Source organism: Azonexus hydrophilus, from assembly GCF_038368255.1.
GTDB classification, from domain to species: Bacteria; Pseudomonadota; Gammaproteobacteria; order Burkholderiales; family Rhodocyclaceae; genus Azonexus; species Azonexus hydrophilus.
In genome coordinates, this window is sequence record NZ_CP151406.1 from 368494 (window position 1) to 387518 (window position 19025).

A 19025-nucleotide genomic window follows, 5' to 3' on the forward strand; every position below is an offset into this window, starting at 1 on the left:
TTAAACTACGATTCAGATGCGCATCGGCATGACGACATATTTGAAGCGGTCGTTGCCGGGTACGGTAATCAATGCGCTCGAATTGGCGTCGTTGAAGCTCCACTGGATTTCGTCCGAGTGCACGTTGTTGAGCACGTCGAGCAGATATCCGACATTGAAGCCGACATCGATGGGTTCGCCCGTGTACTGTACCTCGATTTCTTCCTGGGCTTCTTCCTGTTCGGCATTGGCGGCAATCAGCTTGAGGCTCATTTCGCCAAGCACGACGCGGACGCCGCGAAATTTTTCGTTGGTCAGGATGGCGGCGCGCTGCATGGCCTGCATCAGCATCTGACGGCCGACGGTCATGTGATTTCGCAGGCTGGGCGGGATGACGCGCTCGTAATCCGGGAACTTGCCGTCGATCAGCTTGGACACCAGGACGATGTTGCCGAAGGCGAAACGCACCTGGTTGGACGACAGGGTGATGTTCAGCGCGTCGTCGCTATCGACCAGCAGACGGTTCAGTTCGAGCACGGTCTTGCGCGGCAGGATCATTTCCTGACGCGGCAGCTCGGTTTCGATCTCGACGCTGGCGTAGGCCAGACGGTGACCGTCGGTGGCCACGGCGCGCAGTTCCTTGCCTTCGACCAGCAGCAGCAGACCGTTCAGGTAGTAGCGCACGTCCTGGGCAGCCATACCGTACTGGGTCTTGGCGATCAGCTGGCGGAAAGCCTTTTGCGTGATCGTGAACTGCTTGGTGTCGCCTTCGCTCAGCGTCATCCGCGGGAAGTCGTCGGCCGGCAAGGTTTGCAGGTTGAAACGGCTCTTGCCGCCCTTGACCTGCAGACGCTTGTCTTCGAGGTTGACGGTGATTTCGGTGCTGTCCGGCAGCGAGCGCAGGATTTCCTGCAGCTTGCGCGCGCCGACGGTCACCGCGCCGTTGCCTTCACCGCCGGTACAGGTGGTGCTGGTGGTGATCTGGATTTCGATGTCGGTGGCCAGCAGGGTCAGTTGATCGCCCTTCTTTTCCAGCAGCACGTTCGACAGGATGGGCAGGGTATGGCGACGCTCGACGATTCCCGACACTGACTGCAACGGGGCCAGAAGCGTGTCTCTTTGGCTTTTAATAAGAACCATAAATTAAATTCCTTAATAGACTATATCGGGAACAGTTCTGTGGATAAAAGAATATTTATTTTTTATTTCAACAACTTGAAGCAGATTTTTGCATCCTCGAAAGTCTCTGAATTGCCTGTGGATGAAAACTGGACAATTTTCCCACAAAGCGGAAAAGCACAGCATGTCCACATTCGACCGACAATTTATACACAGACTTGTCTACAGCATCATCCTTTCAGCACCTGAAGCAGGACGTGCAGATCGTGATTGAGCTCACTTTCCTTGGCCCGCAGCGAATCGATGGTCTTGACCGCATGGATCACCGTGGTGTGATCGCGGCCGCCGAAAGCATCGCCGATTTCCGGGAAGCTGTGCGAGGTGACTTCGCGGCATAGCCACATCGCCACCTGGCGCGGCCGGGCGATGGCCCGCGTGCGCTTCTTGGAGAAGAATTCGGCAACCTTGATCTTGTAATAGTCGGCAACGGTCTTCTGGATATTGTCGATGCCGACGTTGCGCACCGAACCGATCAGGTCCTTGAGCGCTTCCTTGGCCAGGTCAAGCGCGATGGCGCGACCGTGGAAGGACGAATAGGCGAGCACCTTCTTCAACGCGCCTTCGAGTTCGCGGACGTTGGAGCGCAGATGCTTGGCAATGAAGAAAGCGACTTCGTCGTCGAGGCGGATGCCTTCGGCTTCGGCCTTCTTCTGCAGGATGGCGACGCGCATTTCCAGTTCGGGCGGTTCGATCTGTACCGTCAGACCCCAGTCGAAACGGGTCACCAAGCGGTCGTCGAGGCCGTTGATGTCCTTCGGATAGGTATCGCAGGTGATGATGATCTGCTTGCGCGCTTCGATCAGCGCGTTGAACAGGAAGAAGAACTCTTCCTGCGAGCGGTTCTTGCCGTTGAAGAACTGGACGTCGTCGAGCAGCAGCACGTCGAGCGAGCGATAGGTGCGCTTGAAGGTGTCGAAGGATTTTTGCTGGTAGGCGCGGACCACGTCGGAGTAGTAATCCTCGGCATGGACGTAGCGGACGATCTTGTCCGGGTTGTCCTTGACGATGTGATTGCCGATGGCGTGGATCAGGTGAGTCTTGCCCAGGCCGGCGCCGCCGTAGATGAACAGCGGGTTGTAGGCACCGCCGGGATTGCTGCCGACCTGCAGCGCGGCCGCACGGGCCAGGTCGTTGGCCTTGCCGACGACGAGATTATCGAAGGTGAAGTTCGAAAACAGGCGCGACTTTTCATAGACCGAGGCAGTTTTGGCCCGCGGTTTTTCCTGGGCGGGCGTCGGTGCCGGCTTGTTGTCCGGGCTGGCTTCACTGGCGACGGGTTTGGCGGCTTCGCTGCGCGGACTGCTGGCCTTGCCGCTGCCGATGACCAGGGCGATGCTGACCGGAGCGGCAAAGAAGGTGTTGCCGTAGTCCTCGATGCGGGACAGGTAGCGGTCGCGTACCCATTTCAGGATGAAGCCGTTCGGCGCGACCAGACGCAGGCCCTCTTCCAGTGCCTTGCTTTCACCTTCCAGGCGCAGCGGCTTGATCCAGGTGTTGAACTGCTGCGCGGGCAGCTCCTGTTCGAATCTTTGCAAACAGGATTCCCAAAAACCGGTCATTGAAACTTTGGCTCCATACCGCACCATCGCCAACAGCGATGGTGGATTTATTATTTCTCTGATTTGAAAACGAATTTTCAATGAAATCGGCGGCTTCGCGGCCGCCGACCAAAGCGCAATTCTACCCTGCGACACACAAGTTATCCACAGCTTGTAGAAATAATTCAGGTTGACAGCAGGGGGGCAAACAAGGTGTAATCACGCGTTTTTCTCCGCTCACTCAAGGAATTACGACATGAAACGCACGTATCAACCGTCGGTCGTGCGCCGCAAGCGCACCCATGGCTTCCTGGTCCGTTCGCGCACCAAGGGCGGCCGTGCCGTCCTCGCTGCTCGCCGCGCCAAGGGTCGCAAGCGTCTGGCCGTTTAAGCCGGACGCCTGGCGAAGTGGAAGCAAGCTTCGCCCGACGCTATCGCCTGACCAAAACGGATGAATTTTCATCCGTTTTTGGTTTCCGGAAGGCCATTCGCGGTACCTGGCTGATGTTGCATTATCAGCCGCGTGCCGAAGGTCATACCGATGCCAGGCTGGGCTTGGTCGTCGGGAAGAAACTGCTCAAGCGCGCCGTTGATCGCAACCGGCTCAAGCGCATTGTGCGCGAACGATTCCGGCTTCGGCGCTCGGGTCTGCCGGCTTACGATCTGATCGTCAGGCTGGCAGTCAAGCAAAAGCCCTTTGATGGCAGGGTGATCGGCGAGGATTTCGGCAATTTGCTGGATCGCCTGTCACGTCCTCGTCTAAAAAAGGAAGCACAATGAAGCATCTGCTGATTGCCCTGGTACGTTTCTACCAGTACGCCATCAGTCCGATGCTCGGGAGGCGTTGCCGCTATTTTCCGACCTGTTCGGAGTATACGGTCGACGCCATTCACAAGTACGGCGCCCTCAAGGGCGGCTGGCTGGGGGCAAAACGCATTTGCCGCTGTCACCCATGGCACCCGGGCGGGTATGATCCCGTTCCCTGAACACCATTAACTACGTAGGCAGCTCATGGATACTCGTCGCCTGATTCTGGTCATGATTTTCGCTTTCTCCAGCTTCATGCTGTGGGAAAACTGGCAGGAGTACAACCGGCCCAAGCCCGTCGCCGAAGTGGCGACCAACACGCCGCAGGCAGTCGCCGACGGCAGCACACCGACGCCTTCGGTCAGCCTGCAGGCTGCAGGTTCCGCGATTGCCGCGGTCACCGAAACGCCGGTTGCCACGGCCGAAACCTTCAGCGTCGAAACCGACCTGATGAAGGTCACGATTTCCACCCAGGGTGGCGATCTGGTCGGTCTGGAACTGCTGAATTACAAGGAAAGCGACGACAAGGATCACAACTTCGTCCTGTTCGACGCCAAGCACCAGTATTTCGCCCAGAGCGGCCTGATCGGCGACGGTCTGCCGACGCACCGTTCGCTGTTCCGCCGTGTCGATGGCCCGCTGCAATTGCAGGACGGTAGCGACGAACTGAAGGTCCGCCTGGAAGCCAATGGTCCGGAAGGTGTGCGCATTGCCCGCATCCTGACTTTCAAGCGTTCTTCGTATGTGGTCGACGTGGCCTGGGAAATCGTCAACGGTTCCGACAAGCCGCTGGCGCCGCATGCCTACTTCCAGGTTCAGCGCGACGATGGCGAACCGGCTGGTGGCAACTTCATGATGCACACCTTCACCGGCCCGGCGGTCTATACCGAGGCCGAGAAGTATCAGAAGATCAGCTTCAAGGATGTTGCCGACAAGAGCGCCAAGTTCGTCAAGACGGCCGACAACGGCTGGCTGGCCATGGTCCAGCACTACTTCGTCGCTGCCTGGGTGCCGGAACAAGGTGTTCAGCGCGAGTACTACATGCGCAAGCTGGACAACAGCAAGCTCTACCAGATGGGCGTGATCGTTCCGGTGGCCGAAGTCGGCCCGGGCACCAGCGCGGTGAGCTCGGTTTCGCTGTTTGCCGGTCCGCAGGAACAGGCTGCACTGAAGGCGCTGGCACCGGGGCTGGATCTGGTTGTCGACTACGGCTGGCTGACCGTCATTGCCGCCCCGATCTTCTGGGCGCTGCAGTTCATTCACGGCCTGGTGGGTAACTGGGGCTGGGCCATCGTCGTCCTGACCATCGCCATCAAGCTCGCCTTCTTCCCGCTGTCGGCTGCTTCGTACAAGTCGATGGCCAAGATGCGCCTGGTCACGCCGCGCCTGGTGCAGTTGAAGGAGCGCTACGGTGACGACAAGGCCCGTCTGAACCAGGAAATGATGAAGCTGTACCAGACCGAGAAGATCAACCCGCTCGGTGGCTGCCTGCCCATCCTGATCCAGATTCCGGTCTTCATCGCCCTCTACTGGGTGCTGCTCGGCGCCGTCGAAATGCGCGACGCACCGTGGATCCTGTGGATCACCGACCTGGCCGCACCCGATCCCTGGTACATCCTGCCGGTGATCATGGTTGTCTCGATGTTCATCCAGATCAAGCTCAACCCGACGCCGCCGGACCCGATCCAGGCCAAGGTGATGATGGCCATGCCTTTCGTCTTCGGCATCATGTTCTTCTTCTTCCCGGCCGGTCTGGTGCTCTACTGGGTGGTGAACAACATCCTGTCGATCGCCCAGCAATGGCAGATCACCCGCATGATGGAAGCTGGCGGCAAGGCTGCCAACGATGCGAAAGCCTAAGGTGTGAAGAACGACACCATCGCCGCCATCGCCACGGCTCCCGGCCGTGGCGGGGTCGGCGTGATCCGGGTCTCGGGCAGCAATTTGCTGCCCTTTGCTTTTGCACTGACCGGCAAGACGCCGAAACCGCGCTACGCCACGCTCGCCGATTTCCATGCCGCCGACGGCACGACCATCGATACCGGCCTGCTGCTGTATTTTCCCGGCCCCAATTCCTTTACCGGCGAGGACGTACTCGAACTGCAGGGCCATGGCGGCCCAGTGGTCATGCAGATGCTGCTGGCCCGCTGTCTCGATCTCGGCGCGCGCCTGGCCGAACCGGGTGAGTTTTCCCGCCGCGCCTTCCTCAACGGCAAGATGGACCTGGCCCAGGCCGAGGCCGTGGCCGACCTGATCGATGCCGCTACCGCCAGCGCCGCCCGTTCGGCGGTGCGTTCGCTGCAGGGCGAATTCTCGCGCGCCATCGGCGAACTCAACGAAGAACTGATCAACCTGCGCATGCTGGTCGAGGCGACGCTGGATTTTCCCGAGGAAGACATCGATTTCCTGCAGGCGGCCAATGCCTTCGGCCGCCTGGAACGCCTGCAACTGAAGCTGGCCGAGATCTTCGACCGCGCCGGCCAGGGAAAACTGCTGCAATCCGGCCTGCACGTGGTTCTTGCCGGCCAGCCTAACGTCGGCAAATCATCCCTGCTCAACCGTCTGGCCGGCGACGATCTGGCCATCGTCACGCCGATTGCCGGCACCACCCGCGATGCCTTGCGCTCGACCATACAGATCGAGGGCATTCCCCTGCACATCATCGATACCGCCGGCCTGCGCGATACCGAGGATGTGGTCGAGAAGATCGGCATAGCACGCAGCTGGCAGGAAATCGAGCGCGCCGACGTGGTCGTCCTGCTGGTCGATGCGAATACCGGCGTGTCGGCGCTGGACCGCGACATTCTCGAACGCATGCCCGAGCGTCTGCAGCGCATCACCGTTTACAACAAGATCGACCTCGCCGGCCGCGAGCCCGAGCGTCACGACGAAGCCAATGGCGTCGCCATCTCGCTGTCGGCCAAGGCCAATCGCGGGATCGAACTGCTGCGTCAGGAATTGCTGCAGATCGCCGGCTGGCATCAGGCGGAAGATGTATTCATCGCCCGCGAACGGCATCTGCGGGCGCTGGCGGCGGCCCAGGAACACATTGCGGCGGCCCGCAATGTCGTCGAAGGGGTAATGCCGGCGCTTGAACTGTTTGCCGAAGAACTGCGTCTGGCCCAGCAGTCACTGGGTCAGATCACCGGCGAATTCACTGCCGACGACCTGCTTGGCGTCATTTTCAGCCGCTTCTGCATCGGCAAGTAAGGCCTGTGCATAACACCCCCGAAGACCTGTTCGCAGTTTGTGGATGAATCTGCGTTTACGTGATCGTGGAAAAACTGTCCCCATTCGATCAACAGGCACTTCAGGCACTTGCCAAGACGGCTAACGGGCTTTTATATCGCTGATTTTGTTGTTTTTTTATTAGTTATCCACAGAACTGTTGTTCAGGTAGTTAACATAGTTCTTTTATTTAAGGTTCTATATAAAACCGTAAACAAATTCAGCGGCCGGCGCCAAGTACCCGCTCGATGCGGCGCCTGATCGCTTCGCTACCGCTCGGGTCACCTGCCCGTTCCAGTCTTTCCCGCTCCAGACTCAACCAGGCCAGCAGCGGCCGGCGCCAGCCCTGGCCGGCAGCAGTATCGATGGCCAGGGTGATGCCCTCGGGTGGCAAACGGCCGGCTTCGAGCAAGGCTGCCGCGGCCACCAGGCGAGCCAGCGGATCGTTGATGTTGTTCAAGGCTTGTGGGTTCTGCCAGGCCAGGCGCTGGCTTTCCGGCAACAGCTGGCGGTCGGCGGCGGGCAACGTACCGGACAGATAGGCGGCGTAGGCGTTCTCGGCCCGACCGGCATCGCTGGCCAGGGTATCGAAAGCCGGACATTGACCACCCTGCAGGCTGGCCAGGCGCACCGCGCAGGCATGTAGTTCGACACGCGCCTGCTGGTCGGCGTCGCCGGTACGGGAAACCGCTTCGCGCGCCGCATTGAGTTGGATTTCGGCCAGTTTGTCGCGTCCTTCCAGCCACAGACGGGCATGGTTGCCGGTGGCGCTCTCGGCAGTCAGCAGCCAGTCGGGCGGCGGTGGATGATTGGCACAGCCAACCAGGACCAGGGCAATCAGCGGGATAACGTAGTTCATGGCAGTTTCAACTCGCGTTCGCGGGCAAACGGCCATTTGCGATTGAGGTCATCGACCAGGCCGGAAACCTTGCGCAGGTTGAGATCGATTTCAGCGCGCAGGGCATCGAGATCTTCGGTTGCCGCGCGCGTATTGCCGGTGATGGCCTTGACGTCGACCAGCGCGGCATCGACCTTGGCCAGGCTGGCCCGGGCTTCGGTCAGCAGCAACCGGGTCTGCTCGAGTGAATCGATCACCTTGGCCACATCCGCGTCGTTGCCAAGCAAGGCGCCGAGCGCGCCGTGGCGACCGTTGAGGGTGGCGGTGAATTGGCGCATGTTGTTCAGGCTGCCGGCCAGCGCCGACTGTTCGGCGGTCATGCGCTGCAGGTTGTCCATGCTGGCCACCAGGGCCGATTGTTCGTTGGTCAGGCGTTCCAGATTGCCGACCAGACGGGTGACCGTCGATACCAGTTCCGGCACGCCGGAGGTCGCGTCGCCCATCAGCACTTCGCGGCGGGCACCGTCTTCAAGGGGCTCGTCATCGAGCATGCCGGTGAAGGCCCGCAACCGGCTGCCGCCGACCACGCCCTTTTCCAGCGTGAATACCGACGACGCCCGCAGCCAGCGCGCGTCCTTGAGCGGTACCGAGACATGGAGATGGGCCTTGCCGTCGTCGCCGAGTTCAATGCGGCTGACCCGGCCGATGGGGAAACCAGAGAAGGTCATGTCCATGCCGACCGCGACACCTTCCGAATTTTCCGCGACCAGCAGCAATTGCTGGTTTTCCTCGAAGACGCCGCGGGCAGTCATGACGAAGATCACGAAGGCGACGATCAGCGCCAGCGTGACCAGCAGCAACGCGGCGGCCTTGCTTTCCGGGTGCTTGATGTTCGGCAGGTGGTTCGGGGATTCGTTCATGGTTCTCAGAAGCGTCGCAACATCAGGAAACTACCTTCGATCAGTACCAGGATCAACAGCAGGCGGACCATCACGCGCATTTCGCGCTGGCCGGTATCGTATTTGCGCGGGTCGAGTACGACGGTGGCCGGCGCAATGCCGACGGCAATGCCGAAGAACAGGATCTTGGCCGAGAAGGCAATGGCCAGGATGGGATCGAAGACCTGGCCGATCAGCCGGGTGTACGCTGGCAAGCCCCACTGGTTGAAGCCATGGACCACGGGATAGGCGACCAGTAGCGAGACGATGCCGCCGACAATGGCCAGGATGACCACGGCCGCCGCGTTGCCGACCGCGTACGGCAAGGCATCGCGCAGGCCGGCACCGGGCTGGCCGGGCAGCGCCGCCAGATGCAGCATGGCCATGGGCACGGCGCGCATGGCGACGAACAGCGTCGAGGCCAGCGGCAACAGTTCGACGACAAAGACCCGCAGGATGGCTTCCAGCGCCAGATGCGATAGACCATAGCTGTCGGCACTGACGGCGACGATGCGGGTGAGGATGGCGCTGAGCAGTACGCAGGCCAGCAGGTAGCCGGGCAAGGTCTGCCAGGCGGCGCAACAGAGGATGCTGGCCGAGCGCCGGCGGGTCGCCTGGTCGTGGATGCTTGGCGAGACACTGGCGATCAGCAGCAAGGCGGCAAAACTGAGGTAACGGTATTGTCCGGCCAGCCAGCCAGTCAGTCCGCTGCGCCGGATCAGCGGGAAAAGCTGTTGCAGTGGCTGGGCCATGCGCCGGGCCGCTTAGCTGCGTTCCGCCTCCAGCCGGTTGCGGCGCAGGATGGCGTCGGCAATTTCACGGCTGATGGTGTCGGCGTCGGGCAGCTTGTTCGGCCGGAAGACGATCATCGGAATCCCCAGACTCTGCAGGGCGACGCGTTTGACATCCTCGGCGTTGTCGATTTCCTGGCCGGTCGTCGGCCAGGCCAGTTCGATCGCGGCGACAATCGAAAAATCGGCGTCGCAGACGACGAAATCGACACCTCGGCCGGCCATCCGGCTCAGCCGCATGGCTTCCTGGCGACCGCGAGCCAAGGCCAGCTGGGAGACGCCGACCTGGGTAAACACCCGCATGTTGGGCATGGCCTCGCACAGACGGTGGTAAAGTTCCTGCTCGCTGCTGTTGAGCAGCCGGTATTGCTTGGGTTTGCTGGTTTCGACGAAACGTGTCTGGGGGTCGGCATCGGCCGCCGGTCGGGCCTGTTCCCGATGGGCCCCGGCATAGCGCCGGTGGCTGACGGTTTCGACGGCAGTCTGCCGCGCCGGGCGCCGATTGATGAAAAACAGGATGCCGGCGACGGCCACTGCGGCGAGCGCGATAACCAGGGTCAGATTGTCCATTTCACTACCTCGCTCAGCACCTCGTCTTGAATCCACATTATAGCGACATGAATTACCGCCTTATTCCCCTTCGTCCGACCAGCGGTCAGTCCTGAGGCATCGATGGAAATCATTGCCCCTTTCGGCTGGTTGATCCTGGCTGCCTTCATCGCCGGTCTGGTCGATGCCGTGGTCGGCGGTGGCGGCCTGGTCCAGATTCCCGCACTGTTCGCTGCCCAGCCCGGTGCTGCGCCGGCCACCCTGTTCGGCACCAACAAGTTCGCCAGTGTCTTTGGTACCGCCAATGCTGCCTGGCGTTATGCGCGCCGGGTCGAGATGCCGTGGCGCACCATCCTGCCGGCTGCCGTCGCTGCTTTTGCCCTCTCCTACGCTGGTGCGGCGGCAGTGGCCTGGTTGCCCAAGGACGCGGTACGCCCGCTGATCCTGTTCCTGCTCATCTTCGCCGCCGGTTACACCTTGTTGAAGAAGGATTTCGGCCAATTGCACCGGCCTGCCCACAGCGGTCGGCGCGAACTGGCCTACGCCGTCCTGCTCGGCGGCGTGATCGGCTTCTACGACGGCTTCTTCGGCCCGGGCACCGGCAGCTTCCTGATCTTCCTGTTCATCCGCTTCTTCGGTTTCGATTTTCTGCATGCCTCGGCCGGGTCCAAGGTCGTCAATGTCGCCACCAACCTGGCGGCGCTGGCCTTCTTCCTGCCCGCCGGTCACATCATCGCCGCGCTCGCTGGCGCCATGGCCGTTGCCAATATCGCCGGCTCGGTGGCCGGGACCTGGCTGGCCTTGAGGCACGGCAGCGGCTTCATCCGCATCGTTTTCCTGGTGGTGGTCGGCGTACTGATCGTCAAATTCGCCTGGGATACCTTTGCCGGCGTCTGAAGCCGGTTTTTCGCCTAAAATCGGGCGACTTCCCCGAGGTTTCCGATGCGTGTCACGCTAGTCCATCCCGCCGGTTTCAATTTCGTCCCCGGCCAGCCCGACTTTTCGGTGCTGGCCAACCGCATGCCGCCGATCGGCATCATGCAGCTGGCGTCGTGGCTGGAAAAGTTCGGTCATAGCGTTGCCCTGCACGATTGCCTCGGACCCCATGCGCCACCGGGAATCGCCGCCAATGCCGAAATCGTCCTGGCCAGCGAACCGGAAATGGTCGGTTTTTCGGCGACCACCTCGGGTTTCATGGACGCCGTGGACATGGCGCTGTACATCCGCGAGAAGCGGCCGGACATCCGCATCGTCTTCGGCAATGTCCATGTCTCCTCGCTCGGTGCGCCGATTCTCGAACACTTCCCGGAAATCGATTACCTGGTCATCGGCGAGGGCGAAGGCGCCCTGCTTGACCTGGCCGACGGCAAGCCGCTGGCCGACATCGGCAACCTGATCTGGCGCGACCCGGCCGGGCGCATCGTCGTCAATCCGCGCCGCGACCGCATCCTCGACCTCGACGAATTGCCCTTCCCGGCTTACGAGAAGCTGGCCGGTTTTCCACACGCCTACCACCTGCCGCTGTTCGCCTACGAAAAGCGTTACGGGGCGACCATGATCACCTCGCGCGGTTGTCCCTACACCTGCTCGTTCTGTGACCGCACGGTGTTCGAGCGCCTGTACAAGACCAATTCGGCGCAATACACCTATGACCACATGAAGTACCTGCGGGACAACTTCGGGGTTTATCACATCAACATGTACGACGACTTGTTCACCGCCAAGAAGCAGCGCGTGATGGACCTGTGCGAGCTGTTGATCGAGAAGCCGCTGGGCGTGCAGTGGAATTGCGCGATCCGCACCGGCCATACCTCGGACGAAATGCTGGCCAAGCTCAAGCAGGCCGGCGCGCTGATGGTGTCGATGGGTGTCGAATCGGCCGATCCGGGGATGATGGAACGGCACAAGGCCGGGGTCACGCTCGATGCGGTGCGCGATACGGTGCGCCAGATCCACGCCGCCGGCCTGCGCGCCAAGGGCCTGTTCATTTTCGGCATGCCCGGCGAGACGCCGGAAACGGTGAAGGTGACCAGCGACTTCATCCTGTCGCTCGACCTCGACGAGATGAACATGACCAAGTTCAGCCCGCTGCATGGCGCGCCGATCTGGGAGGAATGCGTCAGCGGCGAGTCCGGCGACTTCATCGAGGACTGGCGGCTGATGAACTGCCTGAACTTCGTCTTCCTGCCCGATGGCTTTTCCTCGCGCGACGAGATGGACGCGCTGTACAACTGGCATGTCAAGCGCTTCTACGACAGCAAGGCTTACCGCCGCCGTTTCGCCGGCCGCCTGTGGCAGCACCGCTGGAGCCTGTGGCATGTGTTGAAGCACTTGCCGGAAACCATCGCCGCGGCGCGTTACTTCAGCGCCAACAAGGCGCAGATCGAGCAGGCGCGGCGCGACTTCGCCCTGCACCCGCGCCAGCCGCTCGGGCTCAAGCCGATGTTGTCCACCGACCTGCAGGTGGACAACATCGTTGCCATGTCGCCGGTGAAACTGTCGCGGCGCGAGGCGATGAAACAGATCATTCCATTGGTTTACGAAGCCCAGGCGACCTGTTCATCCCCGGCGCCGGCGGCAGCGCTATAATCTCCCCCCTGCCCGCGGGGGCTTGCGTACGCCGGCCCGGCACAAAAAGATAATTTCTGCCGCCACAGAGAACAGGGGAAAGTCCGATGGAACAGCAAACACAGCAGCCTGAACGCAGCCAGTGCGACGTGCTGGTGATCGGTGGCGGCCCGGCCGGAACGACGGTAGCGCCGCTACTGGCGGAAAAGGGTTACAAGGTGGTGATCCTGGAGAAGGCGCACCATCCGCGCTTTCATATCGGCGAGTCGCTGCTGCCGGCCAACCTGCCGTTGTTCGAGCAACTCGGCGTAGCCGACGAAATCCGTGCCATCGGCATGGAAAAGCGTGGTGCCGAGTTTGTTTCGCCTTGCCACGATACGCCGCAGGTCTTCAATTTCGCCGAGGCCTGGGACAAATCCATGCCCTACGCCTATCAAGTTCGGCGCGCCGAGTTCGACACCATCTTGATCCGCAACGCGGCAAACAAGGGCGTCGAGGTCCATGAGGGCTGTCGCGCCCGCACGGTCGACTTCCAGGACGACGACAGCGTGGTGGTCAGCGCGGTCCACGACGACGGTCGCGAACAGGTGTGGCAGGCGCGCTTCGTGGTCGATGCTTCCGGCCGCGACACCTTCCTTGCCAACCGCTTCCAGATCAAGCACCGCAACCCCAAGCACAACAGCTCGGCAGTCTATGGGCACTTCTCGCAGGCGCGTCGGCATCCCGGCAGCGAGGCCGGCAATATCACCATCTACTGGTTCGAGCACGGCTGGTTCTGGTTCATTCCGATGGTCAACGACGTCACCAGCGTCGGCATGGTCACCTGGCCCTACTACATGAAGACGCGCGGCGAGCGCAGCCTGGAACAGTTCCTGCGCGACGGCATCGCCATGTGTCCGCCGCTGGCCGAGCGCTTGAAGGATTCGACCCTGGTGCACGAGGTCGAGGCGACCGGCAATTTTTCCTACGTGTCCGAGCGTAACCACGGGCGCAATTACCTGCTGCTCGGCGATGCCTATGCCTTCATCGACCCGGTGTTTTCCTCCGGGGTCTGGCTGGCGATGAACAGCGGCGTGATCGGTGCCGAGGCCATCGATGCCTGCCTGAAGAACCCGGCAGCGGCACCGGCGGCGCTGAAGCGTTTCGATCGCCTGATGAAGCACGGGCCAAAGGAATTCTCGTGGTTCATCTACCGGGTGACCAATCCGATCATGCGTGATTTTTTCATGCATCCGAAGAACGTTTTCCGCGTCAAGGAAGCCCTGTTGTCGGTGCTGGCCGGCGATGTCTTCGGCAAGACGCCGATCTGGCGTTCGATCTGGATTTTCAAGGCGATCTACTACGGCGCCAATTTGTTCCAACCGAAGCGTGCTTTCCTGGGCTGGAAGCGGCGACGTTTCAATATCCGGCGGGTGGAAGACCCGGCGATGAATACGCTCTGACGTGGCGGGCCTGGTATTCCTGACGACCGCCGACGATGCTGGCGTTCCACGTGAAACCGCGCGCATCCTCGGTGGCGCCCGCCTGGGGGCCGGTCTGCCGGCGGCCGACTGGCCGGAACAGGGTATTGCAGCCGCCCTGCCCGGCGTTGCACCGACGGCGCTGCGCGAACGCTGGCTGAGTCCGGTGGACTGCCAGCAGGGCGTTGACGAAGGCATCGCCTGGCGCCGCACCGGTGATGTCCTGTACGGCGTCATCGAACTGGACGAGGCCGATTTTGCCGGCGATGCGCGGACGCCCCTGCAGGCAGCCAGCGAGACCGCCTACCGGCGCATCTTCCGCCTGCTCGATGCGCAGGGCTTGCCCGAGTTGTGGCGGGTCTGGAACTACCTCGCCGCGATCAACGAGGAAAGCCACGGGCTGGAGCGTTACCGTCAGTTCAACCTGGGGCGCCAGGACGCCTTCCTCGCCTGCCACCGCGGGGCCACCGGCAACGTGCCGGCGGCCTGTGCCCTCGGCCTGCGCGATGGTCCGCTGTCGATCGCCTTCCTGGCCGGCAAGCTGCCGGCGGTGGCGGTGGAAAACCCGCGCCAGGTCAGTGCCTACCATTACCCCACCGATTACGGCCCGCGCAGCCCGACCTTCTCGCGGGCGGCGCTGGCTTATCCGCCGGGCCAGGAAATCCTGTTCATTTCCGGCACGGCCAGCATCGTCGGCCATCGCAGCATGCATGTCGGCGATGTGGCCGCGCAGACGCGGGAAACGCTGACCAACATCCTGGCGGTGCTCGGCGAAGCCAATCGTCTGTCGCAGCAGGCCGGTTTCCGGCCCGATCAACTGCTGTGCCGCGCCTACCTGCGCCATGCCGACGACTGGCCGGCGGTGGCCGCAGTGATCGAGGAAATGCTCGGGCCGGTCGAGGTCTGTCCGGTCGTCGCCGATGTCTGCCGCGCCGATCTGCTGATCGAGATCGAGGCCATGGCGATGGCGGCCCGATGAGCGGCACGCGTCCGGGCCTGCTCTGGCGGAGCTATGAATTCCTGGCCATGTTGCTGGGGCTGGGTGCCCTGGCCCTGATCTGCCTGCTCTGGCTGCCTTTTGCCCTGTTGCTGCTGCCGCTGTTGCCGCGCCGTTTTGGGCAGCGCCTGGGGCGCTTTGCCATCCGCAACGGTTTTCGCGTCTATCTCGCTTTCCTTGAATCGGTGTGCGCCTGTCGGTTCGACCTGCGCGAACTCGATCAACTGCGCGATGCCGGTCCGCTGATCGTGGTTGCCAACCACCCTTCCCTGCTCGATGCGGTGATGATCCTGTCGCGCCTGCCGAACGCCGTCTGCGTGATGAAGGCGGCCTTGCTCGACAACATCCTGTTCGGTGCCGCTGCGCGGCTGGCGCGCTACATCCGCAACGATGCGCCGCTCAAGATGATCATCGATGCCCGCGAGGAACTGCAGGCCGGCGCCCAGCTGGTGATCTTTCCCGAAGGCAGCCGCACCTTGGCTTTTCCGCTCGATTCCTGCATGCCGACCGCCGGATTGATCGCCCAGCGTGCCGGGGTGCCGGTGCAGGCGCTGCTGATCGAATTTTCCACGCCCTATCTCGGCAAAGCCTGGCCGTTGTTCCGCCGGCCGCAGTTACCGCTGCATTGCCGTATCCGCCTTGGCCAGCGCTTTGCGCCGCCGGGCAGCGTCACCGCCTTCACCGGCGAACTCGAAGCCTCGTTGCGCCAGGCGCTGGCCGCATCGCCGTCTCCGCAACCCAGTGCCTGAATGCCCATGCCCAGCCCCTCGACCAGCCACCTCGTCCTGATCCCGAGTTACAACCCCGGCCCCACCGTGGTCGATACGGTGCGTGCCGCGCGCGCCCAATGGACGCCGGTTTGGGTCGTGGTGGATGGCAGTACCGACGGTTCGGCCGAACGTCTGCAGGCGCTGGCGGCGGACGACCCCGGCCTGCGCGTGATCGTCCTGCCGGAAAACCGCGGCAAGGGCGCGGCGGTGCTCGAAGGCATCACGCTGGCCGCGGCCGAGGGCTACACCCACGCCTTGACCATGGATTCCGACGGCCAGCATCCGGCGGGCCTCATCCCCGATTTCATGGCCGCATCGCAGGCCGAGCCGGCGGCGATGGTGCTCGGCCGGCCGGTGTTCGACGCCGACGCGCCAGCACTGCGGGTCAACGGGCGCAAGGTGTCGAACGGGTGGGCCAATCTGGAAACCTTGTGGATGGGCATCGGTGACTCGCTCTACGGTTTCCGCGTCTATCCGGTGCAGCCGCTGATCCGTGTCATGCGCGCCAACCGCTGGATGCGCCGTTTCGATTTCGATCCCGAGGCGGTGGTCCGCCTGTGCTGGGCCGGTGTCGTTCCGCGCAACCTGGATGCGCCGGTCCGTTACTTCCGTGCCGACGAAGGCGGTGTCTCGCATTTCCGTTACCTGCGCGACAACGTGCTGCTGACCTGGATGCACAGCCGTCTCTTCCTCGGTTTTTTGTGGCGCCTGCCGGCTCTGGCCTGGCGTCGTTTGAATACTCGCTGAATACAAGACCATGCCCAAGAACTCCGCCCTCAAGGATGACCGCCGCCTCGACACCTACTTTGCCGGGGAGGAAGAACGTCGTGCAGTGACCCGCGACATGTTCAACGAGGCGGCACCAGGTTACGACAACGCCGAGCGCATCACCGCGCTGGGCAGCGGCAGCTGGTACCGGCGCGAGGTCCTGCGCCGCTGCGGTGTAAAGACCGGCATGGAAGTGCTCGACGTCGCCGCCGGCACCGGCCTGGTCACGGCCGAGGCACAGGCGCTGGTCGGGCCCGGCGGCCGGGTGGTGGCGCTCGATCCGTCGCCGGGCATGCTCGCCGAACTGCAGAAGAAGCTGGCTGTGGAAACCCTGGTTGCCTATGCCGAGTCGATTCCCTTGCCTGAAGCCTGTGTCGATTTCGTCTCGATGGGTTATGCCCTGCGCCACGTCGGCGACATGGATGCGGCCTTTGCCGAATACTTCCGTGTGCTGCGTCCGGGCGGCCGCGCCTGCATCATGGAAATCAGCCGCCCGGCCGGACGTTTCGGCCGCCTCGCGCTGCGCGCCTACATCGGCGGCGTGGTGCCGCTGCTCGCCCGGCTGTCCGGTCGTCATGCCGATGTCCGCCGCCTGTGGGCCTACTACGGTGACACCATCGAGGCGGCCATCGATCCGGCAACCATCCTCGCCGCCATGCGCCGCGCCGGTTTCGTCGATGTCGATTGTGCCGTGACCTTTGGCGTCTTCCGCGAGTACGTCGGTCGCAAACCGTGAATACCACCGAGCTTTTCCTGATCGCGATGATGCTGATCTTCGCGCTGCCCTGGCTGATCTGGCGTCTTGGCCGTACCGAGTATTACGCGCCGCTGGTGGTCGTCCAGATACTGACCGGCATCCTGCTCGGCCCCGGGGTGCTCGGCCAGGCTTTCCCCGACTACTACAGTTTCGTGTTCACGCCCGGTGTCATCCAGTCGCTCAATGGCATCGCCTGGTGGGCAGTGATGATCTTCGTGATGATCGCCGGGGTCGAACTCGACCTCAAGCAGGCCTGGCAGCATCGCCGGGAAAGCGGCATCACCGCCGGGTTGGCGCTGGGTACGCCGCTGTTGTTCGGCGCTGCCGCCGCCGGTGTGATGTTGCTCAGCGACGGCTGGTTGGGTAGCCAGGGCCAGTCCTGGCAATTCGTCCTCGGCGTCGGCATGGCCTGCGCGGTAACGGCCCTGCCGATTCTGATCCTGTTCATGGAAAAGCTGGCCGTGCTGCGCCAGCCCATCGGCCAGCGCATCCTGCGTTACGCCAGCCTCGACGACATCGCCATCTGGGGCGTGCTGGCGCTGATCCTGATGGACTGGACCCGGGTCGGCCGGCAGTTGTTCTTCCTGCTGGCGTTCGCCTTGATCGCCTGGCTGTTCCGCAAGCTGATGGCCCGCCTGAGCGAAGGCGACCGCTGGTACGTGGCGCTGATCTGGCTGGCGGCCTGCGGTTTCGGCGCCGACTGGGCCGGCCTGCACTTCATGGTCGGTGCTTTCCTGGCCGGCGCGGTGATGGAAGCCGAGTGGTTCGACCAGGAGAAGATGGACCAGTTGCGCCATCATGTCCTGCTCGTGGTGATGCCCGTTTTCTTCCTGTCCACCGGCTTGCGCACGACCTGGACGATGGGCGGCGAAGCGGTGTTCTTCGCGGCCGGCCTGCTGCTCGTCGCGTCGGTTGCCGGCAAGCTGATCGGTGTGCGCATTGCTGGTCGCGTGCTCGGCTGGGCGCCCGGCGAAGCCAGCATCATCGGCTGGTTGCTGCAGACCAAGGCGTTGATCATGATCATCTTCGCCAACATCCTGCTCGACCGCGAGATCATCACCAGCGGTGCTTTCACCGCCCTGCTGCTGATGGCGGTGGCCAGCACCATGCTGACGGTGCCGATGGTGGCGCCCAAGCTGGCGCGCCTGCGTGAACTGATCGGGCGCTCGGCCTAGCGGATCACCAGCCTGCCGTTCTCGCGTTGCACCGGCATGGCGAAGTCGAAAAGATCGGCTTGCGCGCACAGGTCGAGATCGGCCGCTGGCAGGTTGGGCCAGGTGCCGGCGCTGAAGCGGCGACCGAAATCGGAATCGCGGACCCGCTGTGCGTAGTGTTCGGCGGCGGTTTGCTCGCCGCATAACAGCGCTTCCAGGTAATCGGCGCAGGCGATGTCCTCGTCGCCGTCACGATCCACCCATTCGCCGGTGATCACGAAGCAGACTTCGTCCGGCTTGTCGGCGCGGATTGCCGCCGCCGTGGCGCGGGCACAGACCAGCGCGCAGGCGTACAAGCGGCGGGCATGGTGAAAGCGCTGCAGGCCGCGCACGCCGGCGGCGGTGCTCATGACCAGATTGCGGCCGCTCAGGTCGAGGCCGGCCAGTTGCGCCGGCGAATTGCCGAAATCGAAACCGGGTACCGGATCACCGCCGCCGACGGCGCCGACCGACAGGGCATTTTCCATCTGTCCGGCCAGGCCGGCAGCGCTGCTGACGTTCTCGACCGGGTAGATGGCGCTGGCCCCGCGCGCCAGCGCGACGGCGGCAGTGGTGAAGGAGCGCAACACGTCGATGACGACGACCGTGTCGGCATCGGTCGGGCGAGCCTGGACGCGGTTCAGGAAGACCCGGGAAAAGCGCAT

The 19025-nt window shown here is 62.9% G+C and carries 20 protein-coding genes; 13 read left to right on the forward strand and 7 right to left on the reverse strand.

From position 1 onward, the window contains the following. Positions 1-12 precede the first annotated feature (12 nt). Together dnaN and dnaA are read right to left on the reverse strand one after the other, a co-directional pair. Positions 13-1119 carry a DNA polymerase III subunit beta gene (gene dnaN, locus AADV58_RS01700; protein ID WP_341743907.1) on the reverse strand — a complete coding sequence of 369 codons (1107 nt, stop codon included), beginning with the start codon at positions 1117-1119 and terminating at the stop codon, positions 13-15. A 209-nt stretch (positions 1120-1328) separates the two neighbouring features. Beyond that, entirely contained in the window at positions 1329-2717 is a 1389-nt protein-coding gene (dnaA, locus tag AADV58_RS01705) for a chromosomal replication initiator protein DnaA (RefSeq protein WP_028993882.1), read from the reverse strand. A gap of 235 nt (positions 2718-2952) precedes the next feature. Here dnaA and rpmH point away from each other — a divergent pair, with 235 nt between their 5' ends. Genes rpmH through mnmE form a run of 5 tightly spaced genes read left to right on the forward strand, consistent with a single transcriptional unit; the run spans position 2953 to position 6713 of the window. Beyond that, positions 2953-3087 (forward strand): 50S ribosomal protein L34, encoded by a 135-nt coding sequence (rpmH, locus tag AADV58_RS01710; protein ID WP_027457001.1) that lies wholly within the window; start codon positions 2953-2955, stop codon positions 3085-3087. Positions 3088-3104: 17 nt separating this feature from the next. Then, positions 3105-3476, forward strand: a complete 372-nt coding sequence (gene rnpA, locus AADV58_RS01715) for a ribonuclease P protein component (RefSeq protein ID WP_341743908.1) — start codon at positions 3105-3107, stop codon at positions 3474-3476. Beyond that, a complete protein-coding gene (gene yidD, locus AADV58_RS01720; RefSeq protein WP_081700059.1) occupies positions 3473-3682 on the forward strand; it encodes a membrane protein insertion efficiency factor YidD in 210 nt (69 codons plus the stop codon). Before rnpA ends, yidD begins: the two co-directional genes overlap by 4 nt. 25 nt (positions 3683-3707) lie before the next feature. Continuing rightward, positions 3708-5363: a membrane protein insertase YidC gene (gene yidC, locus AADV58_RS01725; protein ID WP_341743909.1), complete on the forward strand. Its 1656-nt coding sequence runs from the start codon at positions 3708-3710 to the stop codon at positions 5361-5363. 3 nt (positions 5364-5366) lie between these two features. Then, positions 5367-6713 (forward strand): tRNA uridine-5-carboxymethylaminomethyl(34) synthesis GTPase MnmE, encoded by a 1347-nt coding sequence (gene mnmE / locus AADV58_RS01730; RefSeq protein ID WP_341743910.1) that lies wholly within the window; start codon positions 5367-5369, stop codon positions 6711-6713. Between the two features lie 238 nt (positions 6714-6951). Here mnmE and AADV58_RS01735 read toward each other — a convergent pair whose 3' ends face one another. From AADV58_RS01735 to AADV58_RS01750, 4 genes are read right to left on the reverse strand one after another with little or no spacing between them, the layout of a single operon-like run. After that, entirely contained in the window at positions 6952-7590 is a 639-nt protein-coding gene (locus AADV58_RS01735; protein ID WP_341743911.1) for a hypothetical protein, read from the reverse strand. Further along, complete coding sequence (locus AADV58_RS01740; RefSeq protein WP_281981324.1) at positions 7587-8489, reverse strand: MlaD family protein; 903 nt, start codon at positions 8487-8489, stop codon at positions 7587-7589. Before AADV58_RS01740 ends, AADV58_RS01735 begins: the two co-directional genes overlap by 4 nt. Positions 8490-8494: 5 nt before the next feature. Then, a complete protein-coding gene (locus AADV58_RS01745) occupies positions 8495-9259 on the reverse strand; it encodes a hypothetical protein (protein WP_028993877.1) in 765 nt (254 codons plus the stop codon). A 12-nt stretch (positions 9260-9271) separates the two neighbouring features. Beyond that, complete coding sequence (locus AADV58_RS01750; protein WP_028993876.1) at positions 9272-9868, reverse strand: DUF2726 domain-containing protein; 597 nt, start codon at positions 9866-9868, stop codon at positions 9272-9274. Positions 9869-9970: 102 nt separating this feature from the next. Between AADV58_RS01750 and AADV58_RS01755 the strand changes: the two genes are divergently transcribed. From AADV58_RS01755 to AADV58_RS01790, 8 genes are all read left to right on the forward strand, one after another. Further along, on the forward strand, positions 9971-10744 hold the full coding sequence (locus AADV58_RS01755; RefSeq protein WP_341743912.1) for a sulfite exporter TauE/SafE family protein: 774 nt from the start codon (positions 9971-9973) through the stop codon (positions 10742-10744). 45 nt (positions 10745-10789) lie between these two features. Next, positions 10790-12436, forward strand: coding sequence for a B12-binding domain-containing radical SAM protein (locus AADV58_RS01760; RefSeq protein WP_341743913.1), 1647 nt, complete (start codon positions 10790-10792; stop codon positions 12434-12436). 86 nt (positions 12437-12522) lie between these two features. After that, positions 12523-13857: an NAD(P)/FAD-dependent oxidoreductase gene (locus AADV58_RS01765; protein ID WP_341743914.1), complete on the forward strand. Its 1335-nt coding sequence runs from the start codon at positions 12523-12525 to the stop codon at positions 13855-13857. Position 13858: 1 nt separating this feature from the next. Continuing rightward, on the forward strand, positions 13859-14854 hold the full coding sequence (locus AADV58_RS01770; protein WP_341743915.1) for a hypothetical protein: 996 nt from the start codon (positions 13859-13861) through the stop codon (positions 14852-14854). Then, on the forward strand, positions 14851-15621 hold the full coding sequence (locus tag AADV58_RS01775; protein WP_341743916.1) for a lysophospholipid acyltransferase family protein: 771 nt from the start codon (positions 14851-14853) through the stop codon (positions 15619-15621). The genes AADV58_RS01770 and AADV58_RS01775 overlap by 4 nt, the downstream gene beginning before the upstream one ends. A 6-nt stretch (positions 15622-15627) precedes the next feature. After that, positions 15628-16389, forward strand: a complete 762-nt coding sequence (locus AADV58_RS01780) for a glycosyltransferase family 2 protein (protein WP_424243837.1) — start codon at positions 15628-15630, stop codon at positions 16387-16389. A gap of 10 nt (positions 16390-16399) precedes the next feature. Next, positions 16400-17146 carry a class I SAM-dependent methyltransferase gene (locus AADV58_RS01785; RefSeq protein WP_043420616.1) on the forward strand — a complete coding sequence of 249 codons (747 nt, stop codon included), beginning with the start codon at positions 16400-16402 and terminating at the stop codon, positions 17144-17146. After that, on the forward strand, positions 17143-18342 hold the full coding sequence (locus tag AADV58_RS01790; protein WP_341743918.1) for a cation:proton antiporter: 1200 nt from the start codon (positions 17143-17145) through the stop codon (positions 18340-18342). The genes AADV58_RS01785 and AADV58_RS01790 overlap by 4 nt, the downstream gene beginning before the upstream one ends. Here the strand turns inward: AADV58_RS01790 and AADV58_RS01795 are convergent. After that, positions 18339-19025, reverse strand: coding sequence for a 2-phosphosulfolactate phosphatase (locus AADV58_RS01795; protein WP_341743919.1), 687 nt, complete (start codon positions 19023-19025; stop codon positions 18339-18341). The genes AADV58_RS01790 and AADV58_RS01795 overlap by 4 nt on opposite strands.